Origin of the sequence: Tolypothrix tenuis PCC 7101, assembly GCF_963874875.1 — a bacterium.
Classification (GTDB): Bacteria; Cyanobacteriota; Cyanobacteriia; order Cyanobacteriales; family Nostocaceae; genus Aulosira; species Aulosira tenue.
On sequence record NZ_CAWNJS010000001.1, the window covers coordinates 8,188,318 to 8,209,795 of the forward strand.

A 21,478-nucleotide genomic window follows, 5' to 3' on the forward strand; every position below is an offset into this window, starting at 1 on the left:
TTAGCTTGAAACTCTTTAGATTCATCACCAAATACAGGCGCAATAGCTAACATATCCTACCTTTTCAAATAAACAAACTAGGCGCAACTTTAAAATACTCACTCAAAGCTTTAGCTTGCGCTTTACTAATCGAACGCTTACCATTGACAACCTCAGACACTACACCACTTGAACCAATAATTCCCACTAAATCAGCTTGACGAGTTCCACTCTCTTCCATAATATGCTGGAGAATTTCATGAGGTGCAGATTCTTCCATCGGATAATGTTCTGTCTCATAAGCTTCAATCAAGATGATCAGCAGCTTGTATAAAGCTTGCTCTTCCTTAGTGCGATTCTTCTTAAAAGTTAGCTGTTCTACTAGCTTGAGAATACGTTCGTACTCTTGTTCTGTTTCTATTGCGACAGGAACAACTTCTGCTAAGAGATGACGATAGCTATTTTGGTCAAAAGTAAGGGTCATTTTTCCATTTATCTTTATCGTATTCAGCGTGTGTCAGAAAATACTTGTAATAGACAACCTGGTTTTCGTAATCAATACCAACAATTAGACGATAATCATTGCCTTTAATATTAAAAACAGTAAAATTTCCTACTGCTTCTGCATCACGATAAATTTTTCTTACATCTTCGAGGTTTTGCCAATCTGCCTTCTTAACAGTAGTGTACCAGTCCTCTATTTGCTTTTTGACATCAGGAAACTGAGTAGTATCAATGCGGAGATTACGAATTGAAATTAAATGCATTCGTCTTTGCTAGTCTAAGCATATTTATTCATAAAATTCCACAACTCAATTTATCCTCTCATTTTGAGAGTTAAATGTCAATAATTAAAAGTAGGATGCGTTATAATGCATCCTACTTTTAATTCTGATTATCTATTCTTCAATTCGTGCATACTTTTCACAACTTTTGTCACCAGCTTTCTGGGTGTAAACCTTACACTTTCCGTGAGGATTCTATTTCTCAAGCCAGGAATCACAACTGTTTTATTTGCCATTAAACTGCGATAACCAATTTTAGCAACCCTTTCTGTATTCATCATCCGATTGACACTGGCAATTTTTGAGTCTTCCATTGCAGCAGTTTTTTGAAATTCCGTTGCTGTGGGGCCGGGACAAAGTACAGTAACACTAACACCTGTACCTTCTAATTCCTGTGCGATCGCTTCTGAAAATGATAAGACATAGGCTTTAGTTGCAAAATAAACCGCCATTAAAGGCCCTGGTTGAAAAGCAGCAACCGAGGCAACATTTAAAATTTTGCCATAGCCTTGCTCTACCATATCCTTGAGGAACAATTTTGTTAAATGAGTGAGACTCACTATATTGACCTGTAGCATATTCAGTTCAGTAGTCAGATCTGTTTCTGCAAAGACTCCATAAGTACCAAAGCCTGCATTATTTACCAACACATCAACTTTAATAGATGATTGTTGTAATTCTGTGAAAATTTCTGTGGGAGAGGTAGGTATAGATAAGTCTTTGGCAAAAGTTTTGACAACTATGTTAAATTTTTGAGCAAAGTCTGATGCAATTTCAGCTAGCTTATCCGCGTTTTTATCTACTAACACCAAATTGTAATTATTTCTACCAAAAATGTAGGCTAATTGGTAACCAATACCACTAGCGGCTCCGGTAATTAAAGCAGTTTTTTGACGCGGACTTTTTGGGGTATTATTCATCTCAAGAATATGGTAATTTATTGAGTATGCATAAATACTCAATAAAGATTTAGAGAGTTTTATAAAAGAATTGAAGTTGATAACTGCTGATATATGTTGCCAAATTGGCAACAATTAATCTTTTTAAGACAGTAGCAATTTATAGAAGTAATATTAAATTATTTATTGTGATTTACGGCACAAATTATGCATATTTTTTCATAATTAATTACATGATGCGTTGTAACAGAAGTGAGAATTTTGTGTTGTAAATAACTAAAATCATGCATCAGTTTAAATGAAGTTAGCTGTCATAGACGCGCAGCAATTTATCACAGGCTTTTTTGAAGATGTAAGCTAATAATTAATATGTGTGTTTAAATATGAGGATTAAATTTAACTTCTTCTTGCGATGAGGCTAATTTATGTTTGAAACAACAAAATTCATACTTCATATTATGAGGCTTTCATTTGAAGTTAATTCAACCATTAGCGAACCTCAGATTTAGCGTCATTCTTGGAGATTAGTGCAAATAATAACATTTTGAAATAAAGAATGCGATAGATGGGTAGGGGCACAGCACCAATAAGATATTTGATATGCCAAAAGATTGCGGATGCCGTACCCTTACAAAGAATTTATCTGTCGCAAACATTATTTGAATTGGTATTAGCTATATAATTTAAAGCATTTATTTGTTTCTTGTTGAAAAAGCCTAAGTTTGGGGGAGAATCCCCCAAACCCCCGATTGGGTGAAGTTTGTGGGGAAGGTTTCCTTCCACAAAACTTCGGACGGTTGCGTCCCCCAAACCCCCTCCAAAATTAGTTTTCGGTTTTTTGTTGAGTAACTAATTTTTTGGGTTTTTCTCGATTGATTTTATTCTGCGTTTAAAAATTCTAAATAGTTGTTGCTGAGTTCTTTGACGGCTAATTCATAAAATTGCTTACCATGTTCTGGGGTGGCTAAGGCGGGATTTGAACCCATGCGTCCATCGGGGTAATGTAATCGAAAGTCGGCTGCACTGTAAATTCTGTGTCCTGAGGCTACTTCTGGGGAAAGGGGTGCTTGCTTAATTGCTTCTGGATAAACATATTGGGTAACAGCTACTTCGCTAGGGGTAGCATGGGAACCTTCTTGATCCCCATATAATTCTTTCGCCAGTTTATAGACCGAACTGCACATAAACCAATTACCTACTTGGCATTGTACCCGTTGGGCGTTGGGAATCTGCAAATCTTCTAAGTGGGCGTAAGTTTCCGAGAAAGCTGCTTTGAGGGTGGCGATGTTACCGCCATGTCCGTTGATAAAGTAGAACTTGGTAAAACCTGCTTTGACTAAACAAGTTACATAATCTCGCACTACCTGAATTAAAGTGCTGGGACGCAGACTTATAGTACCGGGAAAGGCGGTATGATGTAGAGCCATGCCAACATTGATTGTAGGGCCTACCATTGCTTGAGTTGCTTCACCAACACCACGGGCGATCGCTTCTGCACAAATCGCATCTGTACCAATTAATCCGGTGGGGCCATGCTGTTCTGTGGAACCTATAGGAAAAATCAGACCTCTAGACTGCTGTAGATAAGCTTCGACCTCAGGCCAGGTACTTAAATGTAGTAACATTTTTAGTCAACTTCCTCTTTAATATGGCGGCGGGAAGAAACATTGTGCTATGAAATAGCATCGTTATTAATCAGCCTCCCACTAACATGATTATGAACTCCCTGGCTGTGAGGTGGAGGTAATAACTATGAAATCTCGTGATGTTTGGCTAGGTTTGGCTGGGTTGACTGTGGGATTGATACTAATCAATAGTGCGATCGCGCCTCCAGCTTTGGCGGGACGCTATGTGTTAAATCAAACGCCTCAAACTATTGAACGCTATTTTGGACGTTACATTACCAAAAAAACTAATGGTGAGCAAGTTACTTATACTTATGCTCCCAAAAGTTTCCGACAGCTATTTAAGCAGTTTCCTAAAAGTGATTTTTCTATCACTTTTGTCAGAAATCAAGCAAAGTCTATAACCTTAAACTTCAACGGCGATTTTTTCCAATACCCAGGCAGCTATAATTACGATAAAGCTGAGGCTACAAAGTTCTATAACTATATATTTGGCTATCAGCCGCCTATTTGGAAGGAACTTTCTGCCAAATTTAGCGGTAATGAAACCATCTATTTTTACGAATATTGTCTCGGTGATGGAGTTGCAACGAATTTTGAGAGATATGGATATAAGCAATTTACAGATTCTGCAACTTTATCCTATAACAATCGTTGCGAACCCCCATACAATTTGAGTAAGAATTGAGATATTTAGATATTTACTTTCCCAATGAGATGAGAAGATATTGGGGATCAAGTTTTATTTTGATTAATCAAAGGAATAATGTTTTTTCACGTCACTGGTGATTTCCCATGTACAAGACATTCCAGCTGGGAAGACTACTAAATCACCTTTACCCATTTGCACTGGCTGTCCACCATCTGGCGTAACAATTACATCTCCTGCCAAAAAGTAGCAAGTTTCTTGAGAATCATAAGTCCAAGGGAATTTTGAAACTTCTTTTTGCCAAATTCCCCACTTTTTTACACCTAACTCTTCGAGGCGTTCTTGACTGGGTTGATGCTCAATTTTAATTTCCATGCCGCACTTGATCGAATTTTATTTAGCAGTAGGATTGGATATCCTCTCCGCATTTATCTACTAAATAGCATAGTGCGCGAAAACGCAAGCCGACAAATTGATCGTAAAGAGGATTAAGCTTGCACATAGGGGGAATATGAGCAATTTTGCGCCCAAACAGCATGATATCGCGCTCAAAGGGGCATTGTGCAGGGATGAGTTTGGCAATAAATTTCGCAACTTTCTGATTGTGAATTTCCAAATTGTCAAGCCATTGGCGTAATGGTTGCAATAAATCAAATTTAGGATTGTCTTTTTCGCTAAGAGGGCTAATAAAAGCGGAGAAAACAATAGGTTGGTTTGCGGTTTTAATCATGGTCTTAAGTAAGGTTTTTGCTAGAAATGAACTATTTACCAATTTGCAATTTAACTCGCATCTCGATTTAAGCAATTTACATTGCACTTGGCAATATAAATTAGCCTAAGTCAACCAATTAAATATGTTTGAGAATTTATTGCCTATGGTGCAACTAATAGATATTTAAACGCACCACCTGCTGCAGAACTGTCCAGTTAAATACAAAATAACAAAGAAATTATAAAGATGGTATAGCGAAAAGTTATTAATTCCTTATATTCCACATACCAATCTTATATATCAAATGTAGATCCGAGTTAGGAAAATGCACAGTATCCTGAGATGTACTTTTGTCTGTATAAGCGCGGTTTTAATCTGACTATAGCCAGATTTCGCTAGGATTATACTCTAAGGAATTTGATTTTAAAGGTATCAATATCCAGCAAATTGTTATTTATGTTACAAAAGTATAGAAAAAATTTATCTAAATAACTAGTAAATCAAATTTTACCCAGTAAAGCCTCATATAAGCTCTCATGATACTTCTAATAATTGGTTAAAACTGAGTTGAATTTTAATTAAAGTTTCAGGCTAAAAGTTAAATTACAGGCTCAACATCATATTAGATGTTTAGTACGAGCTAAACAATAAAAGTAAGTTGCAGAAAATAGCACAATTCTCTTCTTCTATGCAATAGATATTTTCACAAATTAATTCTGCATTCTCAGAAGTTATTTGTAGGAACTGGAGACAGATGGGTAGGTAAGGGCACGGCACCAGTAAGATAATTGGATGTACCACAAGATTGTAGATGCCGTGCCCCTACAAAGAATTTATTTTTATTTGTCTATTGCAATATCAAGCATATTTATAGCTACAAGCGCGCATAATCAATCGAGCATAGGGTATTTGTCGCTTTGCACCCTCTGCCCAATTTCTTCTAAATACGGTTCGGTTAAGAATTTTTCGTCAGGATTTTGGGTTTGTGGAGACGCGATAAATCGCGTCTCTACAGGATTTAAACGTCAATTGATTGATATTAACCGAACTGTATTGTGCTGACTCTGCTAAGAACTAGAGCAATCTTAAGTAGTTGGTTGGAATTAAATATAAGATGGACGTAGGTTGGGTTGAGGCACGTAGACGCGCAGCGGCTTCCCGTAGGGTAACCCAACACCCGCATGGGTTACGCTATCGCTAACCCATCCTACAAATAATTATGCCTCCCTACTTATAAATAATTGAAAAATTCCGTCGGTACTAGTGTTAATTCGCCTGATTTGAACCGTTCAATATTAATCCAAAGTGCCCGATGTTTATGGTTTGGGGACTCAGAAAAGAAGAGGCTCTCTAATTGATAAAATTTAGAATCGGCAAAATCACATTGATAAAGTTGAATAATTTCGTGTCCTTGCCTGCCATTAAATATAAATAGGTTCTCTATACAGCCTAAATAGCGAATATTGGTTAATTCTGCTTGAATTTCTTCTTGAAATTCCCTTTTTAGGGCTATGAGGCTGGTTTCACCAAAATCTACTCCACCGCCTAACGCTCGGTAAAATGTAGACTGCTTGGCGGGATCGTAGCCTTCGGAAACAAATATCCGTTCACCATCGCGAATTAATCCCAAGGCTAGTACCCGAATTTCTCCTGCTTTGCTCATTTTTGTAACTTAAGTCACTAATTATCGTACATAGAGTAAGAGTTGTTTTCGTTCTCCTCTATGGGCCAATCTTCGTTTTCGCCACCGATATATAATTCCTCAATAGTGACATATTCCTCACTAAGCTGAGTGAGAGCGTTAATTAAGATATCTAAGGCGATCGCATCACTGGTTCCCAAATCAAACCAACAGCGTCCCCACTCCCCTTCATACTCAAATTCACCCATGTTATGCATCAGCGCCAGCAAGCTTTTGTCATAACCTTGCTCGTCGTAATTCATGTAACTAATATCCAGTCCTGTGTCTTGCACCTGAAGATTTTCGGCGTTAAAAGCACCCAATTTACCTAAATAAAACCAAGAATTGAAAACCTCTTCTATATATTGCCTTTCACGCGCCGAAGGAATCGTGCTAAACCTCAGCCAAATCCATACATCAAAAGGATTAAACTCACGAAACTGGATATACATTGCTGTTATATTTCTCCGTTACAGTTTTCTGAAAATAAGCATATCAGGATTGGGGATTGGGGACTGGGAAAAAGCAAGGGGGCAGGGTGCAGGGGGCAAGGGGGAAAAAGAACAAATTAAACAACATTCCTCTTACCGATTACCCATTACCGATTACCCATTACTGATTACCCATTACCGATTACCCATTACCCAATGCCCCATGCCCATTTCCTAACTAAAACTCTTCAACCGATTATTCGCATTATTGCGTTCGGATTCGATTTGTTGGACTAAGCTGGTTGGGAGTTGGGATTTTTTGCTTAAGGCGGTGTCGAAGTTAGCGATCGCTTCTTTAATTAATTCACGGTTGTTGTCTCTTTTTCCTTGGGCGTGGAGGATTTGGGCTTTGAGATAATATAACTCTGGGTTGTCAGATGTGCCTTTTAAGGCACGGTTGGCGTACTCTAGGGCTTGAGAGTAATTTTTTAAATCTCGGTAGCCAAGGGCAATCCCCCGATCGGCAAGATATTTAGGCGCAGCATTGTTTTCTAGGCGTTGAATCGCTTCGTCTGGGTTAGAAAAAGGCAGATTAACAGCGAGTAGCAAATCCATATAGCCTCTAATGAGGTTTACTTCTGGATCGTTGGCTGAAACTGCTTCTGCTTTGTCTAAATATTGGTAAACTTGCCGCAAGCGACTTAAGGCTTGTGCTGCACCACCTGCGCCTTCACGGGTGATCATCGTTGCTCCCTCTAGGAAATTCCCTACTGCTGTGTATAAATTACCGCGCAGGGGGTCTTTCTCTATCAACTTTTGTCCGGTTTCGAGGGTTTTTTTACTGTATGTGTCTAAGGAAGTTAAATCTTTGTTGGCATAGGCTAGAGATGCCTTCATAGCATAGGCTAAAGGTTCATTCGGTTCGCTGGATATTGCTTGATTTAAGTAACGTTCTGCTTCTTGATAGTTACCTTTTTGAAAAACCGCTTTAAAAGCCGCTTCTGTTTTATCCCCAATTTCATGAGGTGCATTACGACGGAAAGGATCGCCAGCCAGCGTGGGGTTCATTCCCAAATTGAATGCGATCGCAGCAGCAAAAGTTGTCTGAGCAAGCTTAGTGACTCTCGCAAACACAATTGCTTGAGGAGCAGAAAACCATTTTGTCATTGTAACCCTCAGAATAATTGCGGTTGAAATAGTTGTTTATGTTACCTAAAATGCAAAAAAATGATTAATCTGTACTTAGGTTGATTTTTGCCAGCATTGTCTACATAGTTCGACCTCTCTAATTTTTGCAGGTTCCCATCAAGCTTGTAGCCATTCTTCAGGGGGAAGTTTGCCACAATAGAGAAAAGTAGAAGGTTGGCTTTTGTTTTAGTGTTAAAACTTGAGCTAGATAGGCTTGTGACTCCTAGTTATAAGTACATGACTCTAGCCGTGAGATTAGGTTTTTAGGCAGGTTATGCGTTATGAATGTTTTGGGAAATTTTTAATTGCTCTGCGTGTAGTTAAGCGTCATCGATTCAGTTATTCGCCAACTTTTTGGTAATCTTAACAAATGCTCTATCTTAGAAATCTGGTTTATCATCCAACAGCCAGCCCCACAGCGATTCTCAAAGGAATAAACTTGGAATTAGCACCGCAACAGCTGGGTTTGATTATTGGCCCTAGCGGTTCTGGTAAAAGTACCTTATTAGAAATTTTATCTGGACTAGCTGAACCTACATCCGGCGCAGTGTTCTGGCGCGAACAAGAACTGATTTCCGAACAGCTACAACAATTAGCTGGGTTAGTATTTCAGTTCCCAGAACGGCACTTTTGCGGCGGTACAATATTAGAAGAATTACGCTTAGGGCATCCAGAACTAGGGTCAGAGCGAGTTAGGCAAGCATTAAGCGAAGTCGGATTAGAGCATTTATCACTGTCAGCATCACCCCATGCATTAAGTGGTGGACAACAGCGACGTTTAGCTTTGGCGGTACAGTTAATTCGCCAACCAAATTTATTATTATTAGACGAACCAACAGCCGGGTTAGACTGGTCAATGCGTCGGCAGTTAGTCAGTTTATTGGCAAAGCTAAAAAAAGATTGGACATTGTTTGTCGTTACACACGACGCTGGAGATATGTTAGCGATCGCAGATTCTTGTTGGACACTTAACCACGGTGAACTTAAATCTGTCGATCCAGAGGTATTGAAAGCTAAAGTTCAAGAACCCCAGCCGGCGGTGTGATTGGGGATTGGGGACTGGGGATTGGGGACTGGGGACTGGGAAAAGCAAGGGGGCAGGGAGCAGGGAGCAGGGAGCAGGGGAGAAAAAACAAACACCAAACCCCAAACACCAATTACCCATTACCAATTACCAATTACCTAATGACAAATGACAAACTTATTGCCCGAAATGGCAGAAATCTGGCAAAAAACTCTCAATTGGCAACCAAATACTCAACAGCAGTTACAATTTCAGCAGCTTTATGAATTAATTCTGGAAGGAAATAGCCAGTTCAATTTAACTCGCATTACTGAAGCTGAAGAGTTTTGGGAGAAACATCTTTGGGATTCGCTGCGGGGAATTGCGCCACAGATGCAATTTATTGATTCTCTAGCAGCAGGTGCATCTGTGATTGATATTGGTACGGGTGCGGGTTTTCCGGGGATTCCTATTGCGATCGCATCTGCTAATTCTCAAATTACGCTGCTCGATTCTACTCGCAAAAAAGTTACTTTTATTGAAAAAATCTTGACTACACTGGGTTTGAGTAATGGCAAAACTCTTGTAGGTAGAGTTGAAGAAATCGGCCAGCAACGCCAGCACCGACAAAATTATGATGTAGCGACAATCCGCGCTGTTGGGCCTGCTTCTGTCTGTGCGGAATATGCTTTACCATTGCTGAAAGTTGGGGGTTTAGCAGTTATTTACCGAGGTAATTGGACACAAGAGGAAACTACAGCTTTGCACAATGCTGTCGATCAGTTGGGTGGGGTAATTGCAGTGATAGAACAATTTACTACTCCTCTGAGTGATAGTATTCGTCACTGTTTATACCTGCGTAAGGTAGCAGCTACACCAGCCAACTTTCCCCGTGCTGTGGGTGTACCAACTCAAAAGCCACTTTAGCCAGTATGTGAGGTAGTCAGCCTTGATGAGGGTTTTAATCCCCATCACAGGCAGTTTCTTTTTCCTTTTCCTCGTTGAAAATCAAATATAATACCAATTCAAATAATGTTTGCGACAGATAAATTCTTTATAAGGGCACGGCATCCTCAATCTTTTGGCATATCAAATATCTTACTGGTGCCGTGCCCCTACTCATCTGTCGCATTCTTTTTTCAAAATGGTATAAGTCCTATATTTTCTATTTCTTGTTTTAATTAAAACAAGGGTATTTCTATGATAAATTCTGTGCCTTCTCCTACAACTGAGTGACATTTCAACTTACCACTATGGCTTTCCTCAACAATTTGTTTAGCTATAGCCAACCCTAAACCCGTACCTTTACCCACTGCTTTAGTAGTAAATAAATGGTCAAAGATTTTTTGTTGAATTTCTTCACTCATCCCTTTACCGTTATCTGCAATGATAATTTTAACTAAATTATTTTCGACTAAAGTTGTCACAATAATGCGGTTAGGATGAGCTTTGATTTCCTCAAGATTACGTCCGTGATTCGATTCATCTAGTGCATCAATTGCATTAGCTAAAATATTCATAAATACCTGATTTAATTGCCCCGGAAAACATTCAACTTGGGGTAAATTAGCGTAGTTAGTGATTACTTCAATCGCGGGACGTTGTTCGTGAGCTTTCAGACGGTGTTTGAGAATTAAAATTGTGCTATCAATGCCTTCATGAATATTAAATGGTACTTTGTAATCTTTGTCAGCACGGGAGAAAGTGCGTAGGGAAGTACTGATATTTTTTAGCCTATCGCAAGCCATTGTCATAGAATCGAGCATTTGGGGTAGGTCTTCTATGCTATATTCCAAGTCAATTTCTACCTCATGGTCGAGGATTTCTTCAGTCTTATCACTTAAAGTTTCTTGATAGAGTTTCAAGTGTTCAATAATATCGGCAAAGGTGGGTTTAGCTTGTTTAAGACTGGCAGAAATAAAACCTAAAGGATTATTCATTTCGTGGGCGACACCAGCGACTAAGTTACCCAAGGCGGACATTTTTTCACTTTGGACGATTTGTAATTGGGCTTGTTGTAAGTCTTGTAATGCTTGTTCTAATTCTTGGGATTTTTGCTGTATGGCAAGTTCTGCTTGTTTGCGATCGCTAATATCTCGCATCACAACAACCGCACCAACTTTGTTACCCCAAGAATCAAAGATTGCTTGTCCGCTGGCTAACAAACTCCTGCGATCACCCTGCTTTGGTGCAATCACCATTTCGGCATTTTCGACGATTTCCCCTTGTAAGGCTCGCAACAATGGTATTTTTGTTGTTGATAAAAGTGTCTGTCCATCCCCTTGATAGAGTGAGAAATGTTCTGCCCATTGTTCTGGTGGTAATGATTTCACTGGTAAGCCATGAAATTCTTCAGTTGCTTTGTTGAATAAAATCAGTTTGCCACTCGCATCACAAACAACAATCCCATCGGTAATATTTTCAATAATCGCCTTCAAAAACTCTCGTTCTTTGGCTAGAGAGGCTTCGGTGTGTTGTAATTGTTCTAGTGATGCTTGTAATGACTGAGATTTCTCCTGTTCTCGTTCATAAAGTTGGGCATTTTCTAAGGAAATGGCGGCTTGGGTGCAAAGTAAATTGAATAGTTCTACGCGATCGCTCGTAAACGCCCCTGTCACTAAATTATTTTCTAGATATAAAATCCCTAACAACTTACCTTGATGTAAAATCGGGCTACACAAAATACTCTTAGGTTGCTGACGGATAATATAAGGGTCATTGGCTAAGGTGGTATCTGCGGTTGCATCCAATAAGACAACAGTCTGTTGACTATGCTTGACTTTATAAATCAGCTTGTGGGGGATATCTTGGCTATCTGCAATGGAAAGACTTTGCAGCACAACGGGTTTTGTCCCCTGGGTAATTGCACCTTGAATGAGTAAATGATTGTCTTGTTGCAGCATTAACACGCATTTATCAGCCCCAGCATTTTCAATCACGATTCTCAGTAACGATGAAAGTAGTTTGGACAGTTCGATTTCACCAGAAATAGTTTGAGATGCTGTGAGAATTGTTTTTAAATCTAGAGTATCTGAGACACTGCTGCTAGAACTGGAAGATGTGACAGTCCCCAAGGCGAAGATAGTTTCATTAGTTGAAACAACAGAACGGCTTTGCTGTAATATCGGGGTGAGTAATTGGGGATAGCGTTTTTCTAAGTGGGCGACTTTGGCTTTTGCTCCCCAGCGCGCATAGGCATAGTAAGCTTCAATCATATATTCTTGAGCTAAACGCTGTTTGCCCCAAGCTAGGTAGAATTTAGCGGCGAGTTCGTTAGCTAGTGCTTCTTCTTGGATGTATTCATTGGCTTTAGCTAGAGATATTGCTTGGTCATAGAGTTCACTAGCTTCGGCTTTATGTCCGAAAAAGCGACTTTTTTCTGCCTCTACCAAATCAAACTTATGCTGGTGATTCATGGGTGCATAGTGCGCCCATAGCTGTAATTGAGTTTGATTTTTTTCCACCCTCTCTAATAGGCTTGATTCTTCACCGGAGAATTGATTTAATTGTGCTAAAGCAATCAATGAATCATAAAAATAAAAAGCAGGTTCACTAATTTTCCCCGCGCCTCCCATGAAATAGTTTCTACACTCAAGGGCATAATTGTTAGCTTGCTCAATTTCCTCAAACAAAAAGCAAAGGGTCAATTTAGATGAATGGAAAACAAATAATCCATAGAAATCATTTGCAGACAGCAGCAAGGGGAGTAATTCTGTTTCTTGGAGAGCGGAACCAGATAAAATAGTAGGATGCTCTACAAAGCCTAGTAAGTTTAAAATTACTTGCCAATAAATCAAACAATAATTAGCTGTTCCCAACTGCTTCAATTGCACTAAAGCATTGTAGTAAGTCTGGGTTTCTCGTTCTAAGGTGGCGAGGGGTTGACCACACCAAAAAGAATATCTGCAGAAAGTATGACCACTATATCCAGCGTATTCGAGGTTGCCAACGTCTAACCCCAGTGTGTAACTTTCACTCAACAGGGGTAATGTTTCTTTGAGGTGAGATTTACGATGGAAAATATAACTGCTCAACAGAAATAATACTTCAGGTTTGGTGGTTTTATCATCAAAATTTGATGTTAAATTCAATGATAATTGCCCAAATTGTACCGCCAAATCTATATTTTGCTGTATATTACAAACAACCAAACTATAGCAAGCATAGTTAGTTGCAGAAATAGATATATTGCCATACTGGAGGAATAATTTGACTAATAAGGTAGCTAGTAATGGATACAAAGGAGATCCACAGGTGTAAGCTGCTGACATGATGCTGCTAGCAATCTGGGCAATGGCAATTTTGTTTGCATCTGTCATCACCGGGAGGTTAACAAAATCTGTAACTTTCCGATCGCCAATCAGGTCACTAATTTCTTGAATTGACTGTTGAATATCTTCTGGTGTGGGTGATTCGTTGATTGTTTCGCCCAACTTGTGCAGCAGATCAATACCAATTTCTAGCACTTCAAGGAGTTGACGGTGGGAAATTTTGGCTTGAATTCTAAAACGATAAACATTGACCTTCTCTAGTAAAGAATGTGTCTGTTGGATGACAGTATCAATCAACTGTTCCATCACCTCAAAATCACCACTCAGCATGGCGACTTCCGCCGCTAATTCATGCAAAGCGAGACTCATTTCATACTGCTGTTGCCAAGCATTTTCTCCTAACAAAGACAATCCCACTGTGGCATATTCACGGGCTGCTTTATAGGCGGTGGAATTTTTGGCTTTGCGACAGGCCGTGAGGTTAAGTTGGGCTAGTTCTATGAGTTGTGTTTGTTCACGAATTAAAGAAGTTCCATAATTTAATTGATTGACGATTTCAAAAATCCGTTCAACTCTTGCGTCTGGAGAAATTTGTTGCAGAAGTAGTTGACCAATTTGATAGTGAGTTGCTTGTTTCTGGTCATTAGGAATTAGAGAATAAGCCGCTTGCTGTACTCTGTCATGTATAAATTTATAGGCAACAGTTTGTTGATTGACTGATATGTCTACAAGATTTTCTTGACCAACATAAAACTTATAAACATCACCAATTGGGACAATTAACCCTTCTTGTAATGCTTTCCATAAACAACCGGCTGTTTCAATTTGCGATTCTTCTACAACAACTGCTAAAGTCGCTAAATCAAAAGAGTTACCAATACAAGCTGCTAACTGCAATACTTCTTGTGTGGATGACGACAGTTTACGTAATTGCAGACTCATAAAATCTACAACATCATCTGTAACCGCTTGCATTGTCACTTGGGAGATATCACATTGCCAACAGCCCAATCCAAAATCAAATTGAATTAGTCCATCTTGATATAACGTTTTAATAAATTGGGTAGCAAAAAATGGATTACCTTCTGTTTTCTGATAGATTAATACAGAAAAATTCCATGCTAATTCTTCTGGACATTTAAGTGTGTCAGCCACTAATTTATTTACTTGTACATTACTTAATGGTTCTAAAGTAATGGTGTTAATTGTGGCTGGTGTCTTTTGGATTTCACTCAAAGTCATCAATAATGGATGTCCGGAATTGACCTCATTATCACGATATGCACCAATGATAAAAAGATGACCAGTATCAGCCATTAATAGCTGCATTAACTTGAGTGATGCAGAATCAGCCCATTGCAAATCGTCTAAAAACATCACTAAGGGATGTTCTTTGCTGGTAAAGACTTGAGTAAATTTTTGAAATAATAAATTAAAGCGATTTTGTGCGGCTGTTCCTGATAGTTCTGTAGCTGGTGGTTGTGTACCAATAATGTTTTCTAATTCGGGAATAACTTCAATAATTACTTGTCCATTGTCCCCAACAGCATCTAATATTTTATTTCTCCATTGCTGAATTTGCACATCACTTTCGGTCAATAATTGCCCCATTAAATCGCGGAATGCTTGTACAAAAGCACTGAAGGGAATATTCCGTTGAAATTGGTCATATTTACCTTTAATAAAATAACCGCGTTGTCTGACAATTGGTTTATGCACTTCGTTGACAACGGCAGTTTTCCCAATTCCAGAGAAACCAGCTACTAGCATCATTTCTGTTGCACCCTGACTGACTCTTTCAAATGCTTCTAGTAGAGCTTGAACTTCCTTGTCTCGTCCATAGAGTTTATCGGGAATAATGAAGCGATCGCACAAATCCTTAGTAGCAATTTCAAAGTCTCTAATCTCACCAGTTGCTCTTAGCTGAATTAAACATTTTTCTAAATCAAATTTCAAGCCTAATGCACTTTGATATCTATCTTCAGCGTTTTTCGCCATCAACTTGCTGACGATTTTTGAGAGAACAGTGGGGATTAGTGAATTAATTTCATGTATTAATGGCGGAATTTTCGCCAGATGAGAATGTACCAATTCCATTGGATCGTTTGATGCAAATGGTAATTCTCCTGCCAGCAATTCGTAGAAAGTTACTCCCAGGGAATAAAAATCTGTGCGATAATCAATCCCCCGATTCATTCTCCCGGTTTGTTCGGGAGATATATAAGCTAGTGTTCCCTCTAATACATTGGGGTTAACGAGGGTTTGGGTTTCTCTGGGTAATAATGATGCAATACTAAAGTCGATTAATTTAACTTGTTTAGTTTCGGGATTAATTAAGATATTGCCGGGTTTAATATCTTTATGAATAATTCTCTCATGGTAGAGTAAGTCTAGGATGTCACAGAGTGCGATCGCTAAAACTAAAAACTCTTCTAAAGATGTGACACGCTGATTTTTCGTAAAATAATCCTTGAGGGAAATTCCCCCAAAGTCTTCCATGACTAACATATAGCCATTTTGCAAGGTTTCAAGGCTATAGGTTTGGATAATTAGAGGTGAGTTGAGATTTTTCCCGATGGTGTACTGATTGCGAAATAACAACAGTTCGCTAAAACTGGGATAAGGATTTCTCAGTAGTTTTATAACTACTGGTACTGAGTCACTTTCTCGAACTGCGCGATAAACTATTGTTCTCGAACCATTGTAGATTTCTTCACTAATGCGATATCCGGGAATACTGATAAGAGTGCTAACCATATTGCGCTCATCTGATATTTTCTCAATCTAGTATTCCCAGATAGATAAGTAGAGTTACAATTAATACGGTATTTCAATTATAAATTCAGTACCTTTACTTAAAATAGATTGGCAAGATAATTTTCCACCGTGGCTTTCTTCAACAATTTGTTTGGCTATAGCCAAACCTAAACCTGTGCCTTTACCGACAGCTTTAGTAGTAAATAAATGGTCAAATATTTTGTGTTTTACTTCTTCGCTCATACCCTTACCATTATCAGCAATGGAGACTTTCACATATTTATCTGTTATTGATGTAGTAATTGTAATAGAGTTAAGATGAGCTTGAATTGCCTCAAGATTACGTCCGTGATTTGATTCTTCTAATGCGTCAATGGCATTCGCCAAAATATTCATAAATACCTGATTTAATTGCCCAGGAAAACATTCCACTTGAGGTAAATCACCGTATTTAGTGACTACTTCAATCGCGGGACGTTGTTCGTTGGCTTTGAGACGATGTTTGAGAATTAAGATGGTGCTATCAATGCCTTCATGAAGATTAAATGGCACTTTGTAATCTCTATCAGCACGGGAGAAAGTGCGTAAAGAAGTACTGATGTTTTTTAACCTATCGCAGGCCATGACCATTGCATTCATCATCTTCGGCAAGTCTTCTAAGCTATAATCTAATTCAATTTCTGACTCGTGGTCTTGAATTTTATCACTCTTGTCTGGGAAAGTTTCCTGATACAATTTGATGTGTTCACTCAAATCGGCGATTGTTGGTTGAGCTTGTTTGAGAGTTGCTGCAATAAACCCAAGAGGATTATTCATTTCGTGAGCGACACCAGCGACTAAGTTACCCAAGGCGGACATCTTTTCACTTTGGACTATTTGTAATTGAGCGTTTTGTAAGTTGTCTAATGCTTGTTCTAGCTGTTGGCTGTACTCCTGAGAAGATTCATAAAGTCGGGAATTTTCTAGAGAAATGGCGGCTTGTGTGCAGATAAGGTTGAGTAATTCGATGCGATCGCTTGTAAACGCCCCCTTTGTTAAGTTATTTTCTAGGTATAAAATCCCCAGTAATTTACCTTGATGTAAGATTGGGTTGCACAAAATACTCTTTGGCTGTTGACGGATAATATAAGGATCATTAGCTAAAGTGATATCTGCGGTTGCATCCAGTAGCACTAGAGTCTGTTGATTGTTTTTGACTTTGTAAATCAGCTTGTGGGCGATATCTTGGCTGTCTGCAATGGGAAGACTTTGCAGCACTATGGGTTGTGTTCCTTGGGTAATTGCGCCTTGAATTAATAGATGATTGTCTTGCAACAGCATTAACACACATTTATCAGCCCCAGCATTTTCAATCACAATGGAAAGTAATGATGAAAGTAGTTTTTCTAGTTCAATTTCACCAGAGATAGTTTGAGATGCTTTGAGAATTGCTGTTAAATCTAGGGTATTTGAAAGACTGGTGCTGTTGGATGTGGCAGCACTGGTAGATGTCACAGTTCCCAAGGCAAAGATAGTTTCGTTAGTGGAAACCACAGAACGGCTTTGCTGTAATATGGGGGTGAGTAATTGGGAATAGCGGGTTTCTAAGTCGGCGACTTTGGCTTTTGCTCCCCAACGGGCATAACAATAATATGCTTCCTGCATATACAAAATGGCAAATTTTTCTCTACCCCAATCGAGATAAAATTTAGCAGCCAGTTCGTTAGCTAAAGCTTCATCTTGAATGAATTTGTTTTCTTTGGCTAGGGAAATGGCGTTGTCATAACATTCAATCGCTTCAACTTTGTTACCCAATACTCGATGATGTTCGGCTGCGACTAATTCCCAGCGATGAAGATGATTACAAGGTGCAAAAGTCGCCCAATGCTGTAATTTATCTTGATGCTGTTGTACTGTGAGCAAGATTTTCTGACGCTCTTGTGTGGATGCTGCTGCATACTGGGTTAATTGAATTAGGGCATCATAAAAACGGTAAAGGGGAACCATAAATTGCCCCACGCAACCATCCAGATATTGTCCAGTTTGAGCAGATGCTTGAAATGCTTCACTATTTTGTCCAAAGAGATAATAGAGAAAGGCTTGGTTGAGATGCCACATACACAACGCCGACCTTTGATTGGCAGCTTGTAGTTTAGGGAGAGACAATTCTTGGTTAAAAATATTTCCACTCAGGCGATGTGGTACTTCTGTTTTACCCAATAAATTCAATACAGTTTGTTGATAAACTTCTTGACAATCTAGAACGATTTCTTGTTTGTATCGATGAATAATTTGACGATAAACATCCATTGTCTGTGCAAGTTCTGTTAGTTCTATACCTGTATGGTAAGCGTAATAACAGTATGAAGAAGCACCTCGGCAGCCCATTTCAATATCTCCGGTTTCTAGCCCACTGTGGTAGGTTTCTTCTAATCCAGAAAGCACTTGAGAAAGAGGAATTTTCCAATGTTTAATGCAGAGATAAACTATATACAAGTTACGGGTTTTTAATGATGTAAATTGGAATTTTTCTCGCAGATTTAATGCTAATTCTCCAAACTGATAACCGGTTTCTATATCGCCAATAACGCCACATAAAATCAATCCATAATCACCGTAAGCAAATACAGAAACAGGACAGTTACCAAATTTGATAGATAATTCTACCTGCTTGAAAATTAGCAATGGCATGAGATTGGGAGCAGCCATATAGGCAGGAGGTATCAAGGCCGTCAAGATTTCCATTGCTGCTACCAGATGGGGATCTGTCATAGTTGGTAGAGATAAGAAACTGCTGGGATCTTTGTCTGCCCAGAGTAACCGCGTTATGCCAAATGCCTGTCCAATATCTGCTTCGGTCGGTTGTTCGGGAAATTCAATTCCCAAGGAATTTAAACAATTTAACCCAATTTGCAACGAATTTAGGAGTTTTCCTTGGGCGTTAGCTCCTAAAATTCGAGTTTGTTGAATTTTGATAGTATCAAGTAAGGTTTTTGCTTGTTGCAATACCACACTTGCCCAGCATTCCATCTGCTCAAAATTGGTGTTGAGATAGCTGGCTTCGGCGATTTCTTCATGGAGTGCTAAAGTCAGGGGATAATGACTTTCCCAAGCAGTTACAGGCAACAATTCTATACCTGTGCCTAAATAGTTAATGGCTGCACTATAAGCGGTGGAAAGTTTCGCTTTACGTCCAGCAGCAAGATTTAATTCAGCTAAATGTTCTCGCTCTTGGGGTGTTGTAATTAGGGCAAGACCAACATTGTAATGATTGACGATATCAAATAATCTTTCTTCCCTTTCACTGGGGTGAGAATTGTCTAATAATAGCCGACCGATTTGCAAGTGAGTGCTTTGTTTTTGCTCTTCAGGAATCAGCGAATAAGCTGCTTGTTGTACTCGGTCGTGTAAAAATTTGTAGGTAACAGTTTCTTGATTTTCTAATGTCTGTAATTGAATTTCTTGTCCGACATAAAACTTATAAACTTCATTAATTGGTAAAATCAAACCTTCTTGTAATGCTTTCCACAAAGCGGTAGCTGTTTCTGTTTGAGATTGTTGGGAAACAATGGACAAAGTATTTAAATCAAAGGAGTTGCCAATACAAGCCGCTAACTGCAATACATCTTGAGTTGATTGTGATAGTTTTTGCAGTTGCAAACTCATAAAAGCGACAACATCATCTGTAACTGCTTGAGTTTTTATTTGAGCGATGTCACATTGCCAACAGCCTAAATCAAAGTTAAATTGAATTAACCCATCTTCATGTAATGCCTTAATAAACTGTGTGGCAAAAAATGGATTTCCTTGAGTTTTTTGATAGATTAATGTTGAAAGATTCCATGCTACTTCTTCTGAAGATTTTAGGGTATCAGTTATTAACTGATTGACTGTATTTTGAGTTAGTGGTTTTAAAGTAATTGTATTAATCTTGGCTTGTTTTTTTTGGAGATCGCCCAAGGTCAATATTAATGGATGTCCTGGTAGGACTTCGTTATCACGATACGCACCAATTAATAACAGATGACTGGTATTAACCATTAACAACTGCATTAACTTTAATGATGCCGAATCTGCCCATTGCAAATCATCTAAAAACATCACTAGGGGATGTTCTGCACTAGTAAAGACTTGGGTAAATTTTTGAAATAATAAGTTAAAGCGATTTTCTGCGGCTGTTCCTGATAATTCTACGGCTGGAGGTTGTTCGCCAATAATTTTGGCTAGTTCGGGGATGACTTCAATGATTACTTGACCATTGTCACCCACAGCTTCTAAGATTTTTTGTTTCCATTGCTGAATTTGGACATCATTTTCGGTTAATAATTGCCCCATTAAATCTCGGAAGGCTTGGACAAATGCACTCAAAGGTATGTTGCGATTAAATTGGTCGTATTTACCTTTGATGAAATAGCCGCGTTGTCTAACAATTGGTTTATGTACTTCGTTAACAACAGCAGTTTTCCCAATTCCAGAGAAGCCAGCTACTAGCATCATTTCTGTAGCACCCTGACTGACACGTTCAAAGGCTTGTAATAGTGTTGATACTTCGGTTTCTCTGCCATAGAGTTTATCAGGGATAATGAAGCGATCGCACAAATCCCTACTCGCAATTTTAAAGTCTCTAATCTCACAAGTTTCTTTTAGCTGATTTAGACATTTTTCTAAATCAAATTTCAATCCTAATGCACTTTGATACCTATCTTCAGCATTTTTCGCCATCAATTTGCTGACGATTTCTGAGATAACATTGGGGATATCTGGATTAATTTCATGTACTAGTGGCGGAACTTTCGCAATATGAGAATGTACCAATTCCATCGCCTCATTAGATGCAAATGGTAATTCTCCTGTCAGCAATTCATAGAATGTCGCACCCAGAGAATAAAAATCTGTGCGATAATCTATCCCCCGATTCATTCTCCCTGTTTGTTCGGGAGATATATAAGCGAGTGTTCCTTCTAATACGTTGGGATTGACTAGGGTTTGGGTTTCTCTGGGTAATAAAGATGCAATACTAAAGTCGATTAATTTAACTTGCTTAGTTTCGGGATTAATTAAGATATTGCTGGGTTTGATATCTTTATGAATGATGCGCTCATGGTAGAGTAAGTCTAGGATGGCGCACAGTGCGATCGCTAAAACTAAAAACTCTTCTAAAGATGCGACACGCTGATTTTTCGTAAAATAATCCTTGAGAGAAATTCCCCCAAAGTCTTCCATAACTAACATATAGCCATTTTGCAGAGGTTCAAGGCTATAGGTTTGGATAATCAGGGGTGATGTGAGATTTTTGCCGATGGTGTACTGGTTGCGAAATAACAACATTTCGCTAAAGCTGGGATAAGGATTTTTCAGTAGTTTGATCACTACTGATAGTGAATCACTGTCTCTGACTGCGCGATAAACTATTGTTCTCGAACCATTATATAGCTCTTCACGAATGCGATATCCGGGAATACTGACAAGATTGCTTACCATATTGTGATTCTGATATTTTCTCAATCTAGTATTCCCAG

General features: G+C 38.8%; 14 protein-coding genes. 3 read left to right on the forward strand and 11 right to left on the reverse strand.

Annotated elements, in window-relative coordinates:
- Positions 1-64: 64 nt before the first annotated feature.
- The 4 genes from AACU25_RS32270 to AACU25_RS32285 all read right to left on the reverse strand — a co-directional run bounded on the left by AACU25_RS32270 (position 65) and on the right by AACU25_RS32285 (position 3,288).
- Positions 65-463: a helix-turn-helix domain-containing protein gene (locus AACU25_RS32270; RefSeq protein ID WP_096582698.1), complete on the reverse strand. Its 399-nt coding sequence runs from the start codon at positions 461-463 to the stop codon at positions 65-67.
- Positions 447-746, reverse strand: a complete 300-nt coding sequence (locus tag AACU25_RS32275; RefSeq protein ID WP_096582700.1) for a type II toxin-antitoxin system HigB family toxin — start codon at positions 744-746, stop codon at positions 447-449. Before AACU25_RS32275 ends, AACU25_RS32270 begins: the two co-directional genes overlap by 17 nt.
- A 128-nt stretch (positions 747-874) precedes the next feature.
- Positions 875-1,684 (reverse strand): SDR family NAD(P)-dependent oxidoreductase, encoded by an 810-nt coding sequence (locus AACU25_RS32280; RefSeq protein ID WP_096582702.1) that lies wholly within the window; start codon positions 1,682-1,684, stop codon positions 875-877.
- 857 nt (positions 1,685-2,541) lie between these two features.
- A complete protein-coding gene (locus AACU25_RS32285; protein ID WP_096582704.1) occupies positions 2,542-3,288 on the reverse strand; it encodes a creatininase family protein in 747 nt (248 codons plus the stop codon).
- A gap of 127 nt (positions 3,289-3,415) precedes the next feature.
- On the opposite strand from AACU25_RS32285, the gene AACU25_RS32290 reads away from it, so the two are divergent.
- Positions 3,416-3,976 (forward strand): hypothetical protein, encoded by a 561-nt coding sequence (locus AACU25_RS32290; protein ID WP_096582706.1) that lies wholly within the window; start codon positions 3,416-3,418, stop codon positions 3,974-3,976.
- A gap of 63 nt (positions 3,977-4,039) precedes the next feature.
- Here the strand turns inward: AACU25_RS32290 and AACU25_RS32295 are convergent, their stop codons facing one another.
- The 5 genes from AACU25_RS32295 to AACU25_RS32315 form a co-directional block, all read right to left on the reverse strand.
- Positions 4,040-4,312 (reverse strand): cupin domain-containing protein, encoded by a 273-nt coding sequence (locus AACU25_RS32295; protein WP_096582708.1) that lies wholly within the window; start codon positions 4,310-4,312, stop codon positions 4,040-4,042.
- 22 nt (positions 4,313-4,334) lie between these two features.
- Entirely contained in the window at positions 4,335-4,667 is a 333-nt protein-coding gene (locus tag AACU25_RS32300) for a Mo-dependent nitrogenase C-terminal domain-containing protein (protein WP_096582710.1), read from the reverse strand.
- A gap of 1,213 nt (positions 4,668-5,880) precedes the next feature.
- Positions 5,881-6,312, reverse strand: coding sequence for an NUDIX hydrolase (locus AACU25_RS32305; RefSeq protein ID WP_096582712.1), 432 nt, complete (start codon positions 6,310-6,312; stop codon positions 5,881-5,883).
- 17 nt (positions 6,313-6,329) lie between these two features.
- Positions 6,330-6,782: a DUF3531 family protein gene (locus AACU25_RS32310; RefSeq protein ID WP_096582714.1), complete on the reverse strand. Its 453-nt coding sequence runs from the start codon at positions 6,780-6,782 to the stop codon at positions 6,330-6,332.
- A gap of 213 nt (positions 6,783-6,995) precedes the next feature.
- Positions 6,996-7,928, reverse strand: a complete 933-nt coding sequence (locus tag AACU25_RS32315) for a Sll0314/Alr1548 family TPR repeat-containing protein (protein WP_096582716.1) — start codon at positions 7,926-7,928, stop codon at positions 6,996-6,998.
- A 391-nt stretch (positions 7,929-8,319) separates the two neighbouring features.
- On the opposite strand from AACU25_RS32315, the gene AACU25_RS32320 reads away from it, so the two are divergent.
- Together AACU25_RS32320 and rsmG are read left to right on the forward strand one after the other, a co-directional pair.
- The gene (locus AACU25_RS32320; RefSeq protein ID WP_045869965.1) at positions 8,320-8,994 is read left to right on the forward strand and encodes an ABC transporter ATP-binding protein; all 675 of its coding nucleotides are present in this window, start codon (positions 8,320-8,322) and stop codon (positions 8,992-8,994) included.
- A 147-nt stretch (positions 8,995-9,141) separates the two neighbouring features.
- Entirely contained in the window at positions 9,142-9,879 is a 738-nt protein-coding gene (rsmG, locus tag AACU25_RS32325) for a 16S rRNA (guanine(527)-N(7))-methyltransferase RsmG (RefSeq protein ID WP_096582718.1), read from the forward strand.
- 254 nt (positions 9,880-10,133) lie between these two features.
- On the opposite strand, the gene AACU25_RS32330 is transcribed toward rsmG, so the two are convergent.
- Positions 10,134-15,980 (reverse strand): ATP-binding sensor histidine kinase, encoded by a 5,847-nt coding sequence (locus AACU25_RS32330; protein WP_096582720.1) that lies wholly within the window; start codon positions 15,978-15,980, stop codon positions 10,134-10,136.
- A gap of 60 nt (positions 15,981-16,040) precedes the next feature.
- On the reverse strand, positions 16,041-21,440 hold the full coding sequence (locus AACU25_RS32335) for a trifunctional serine/threonine-protein kinase/ATP-binding protein/sensor histidine kinase (RefSeq protein ID WP_096582722.1): 5,400 nt from the start codon (positions 21,438-21,440) through the stop codon (positions 16,041-16,043).
- Positions 21,441-21,478: the final 38 nt, after the last annotated feature.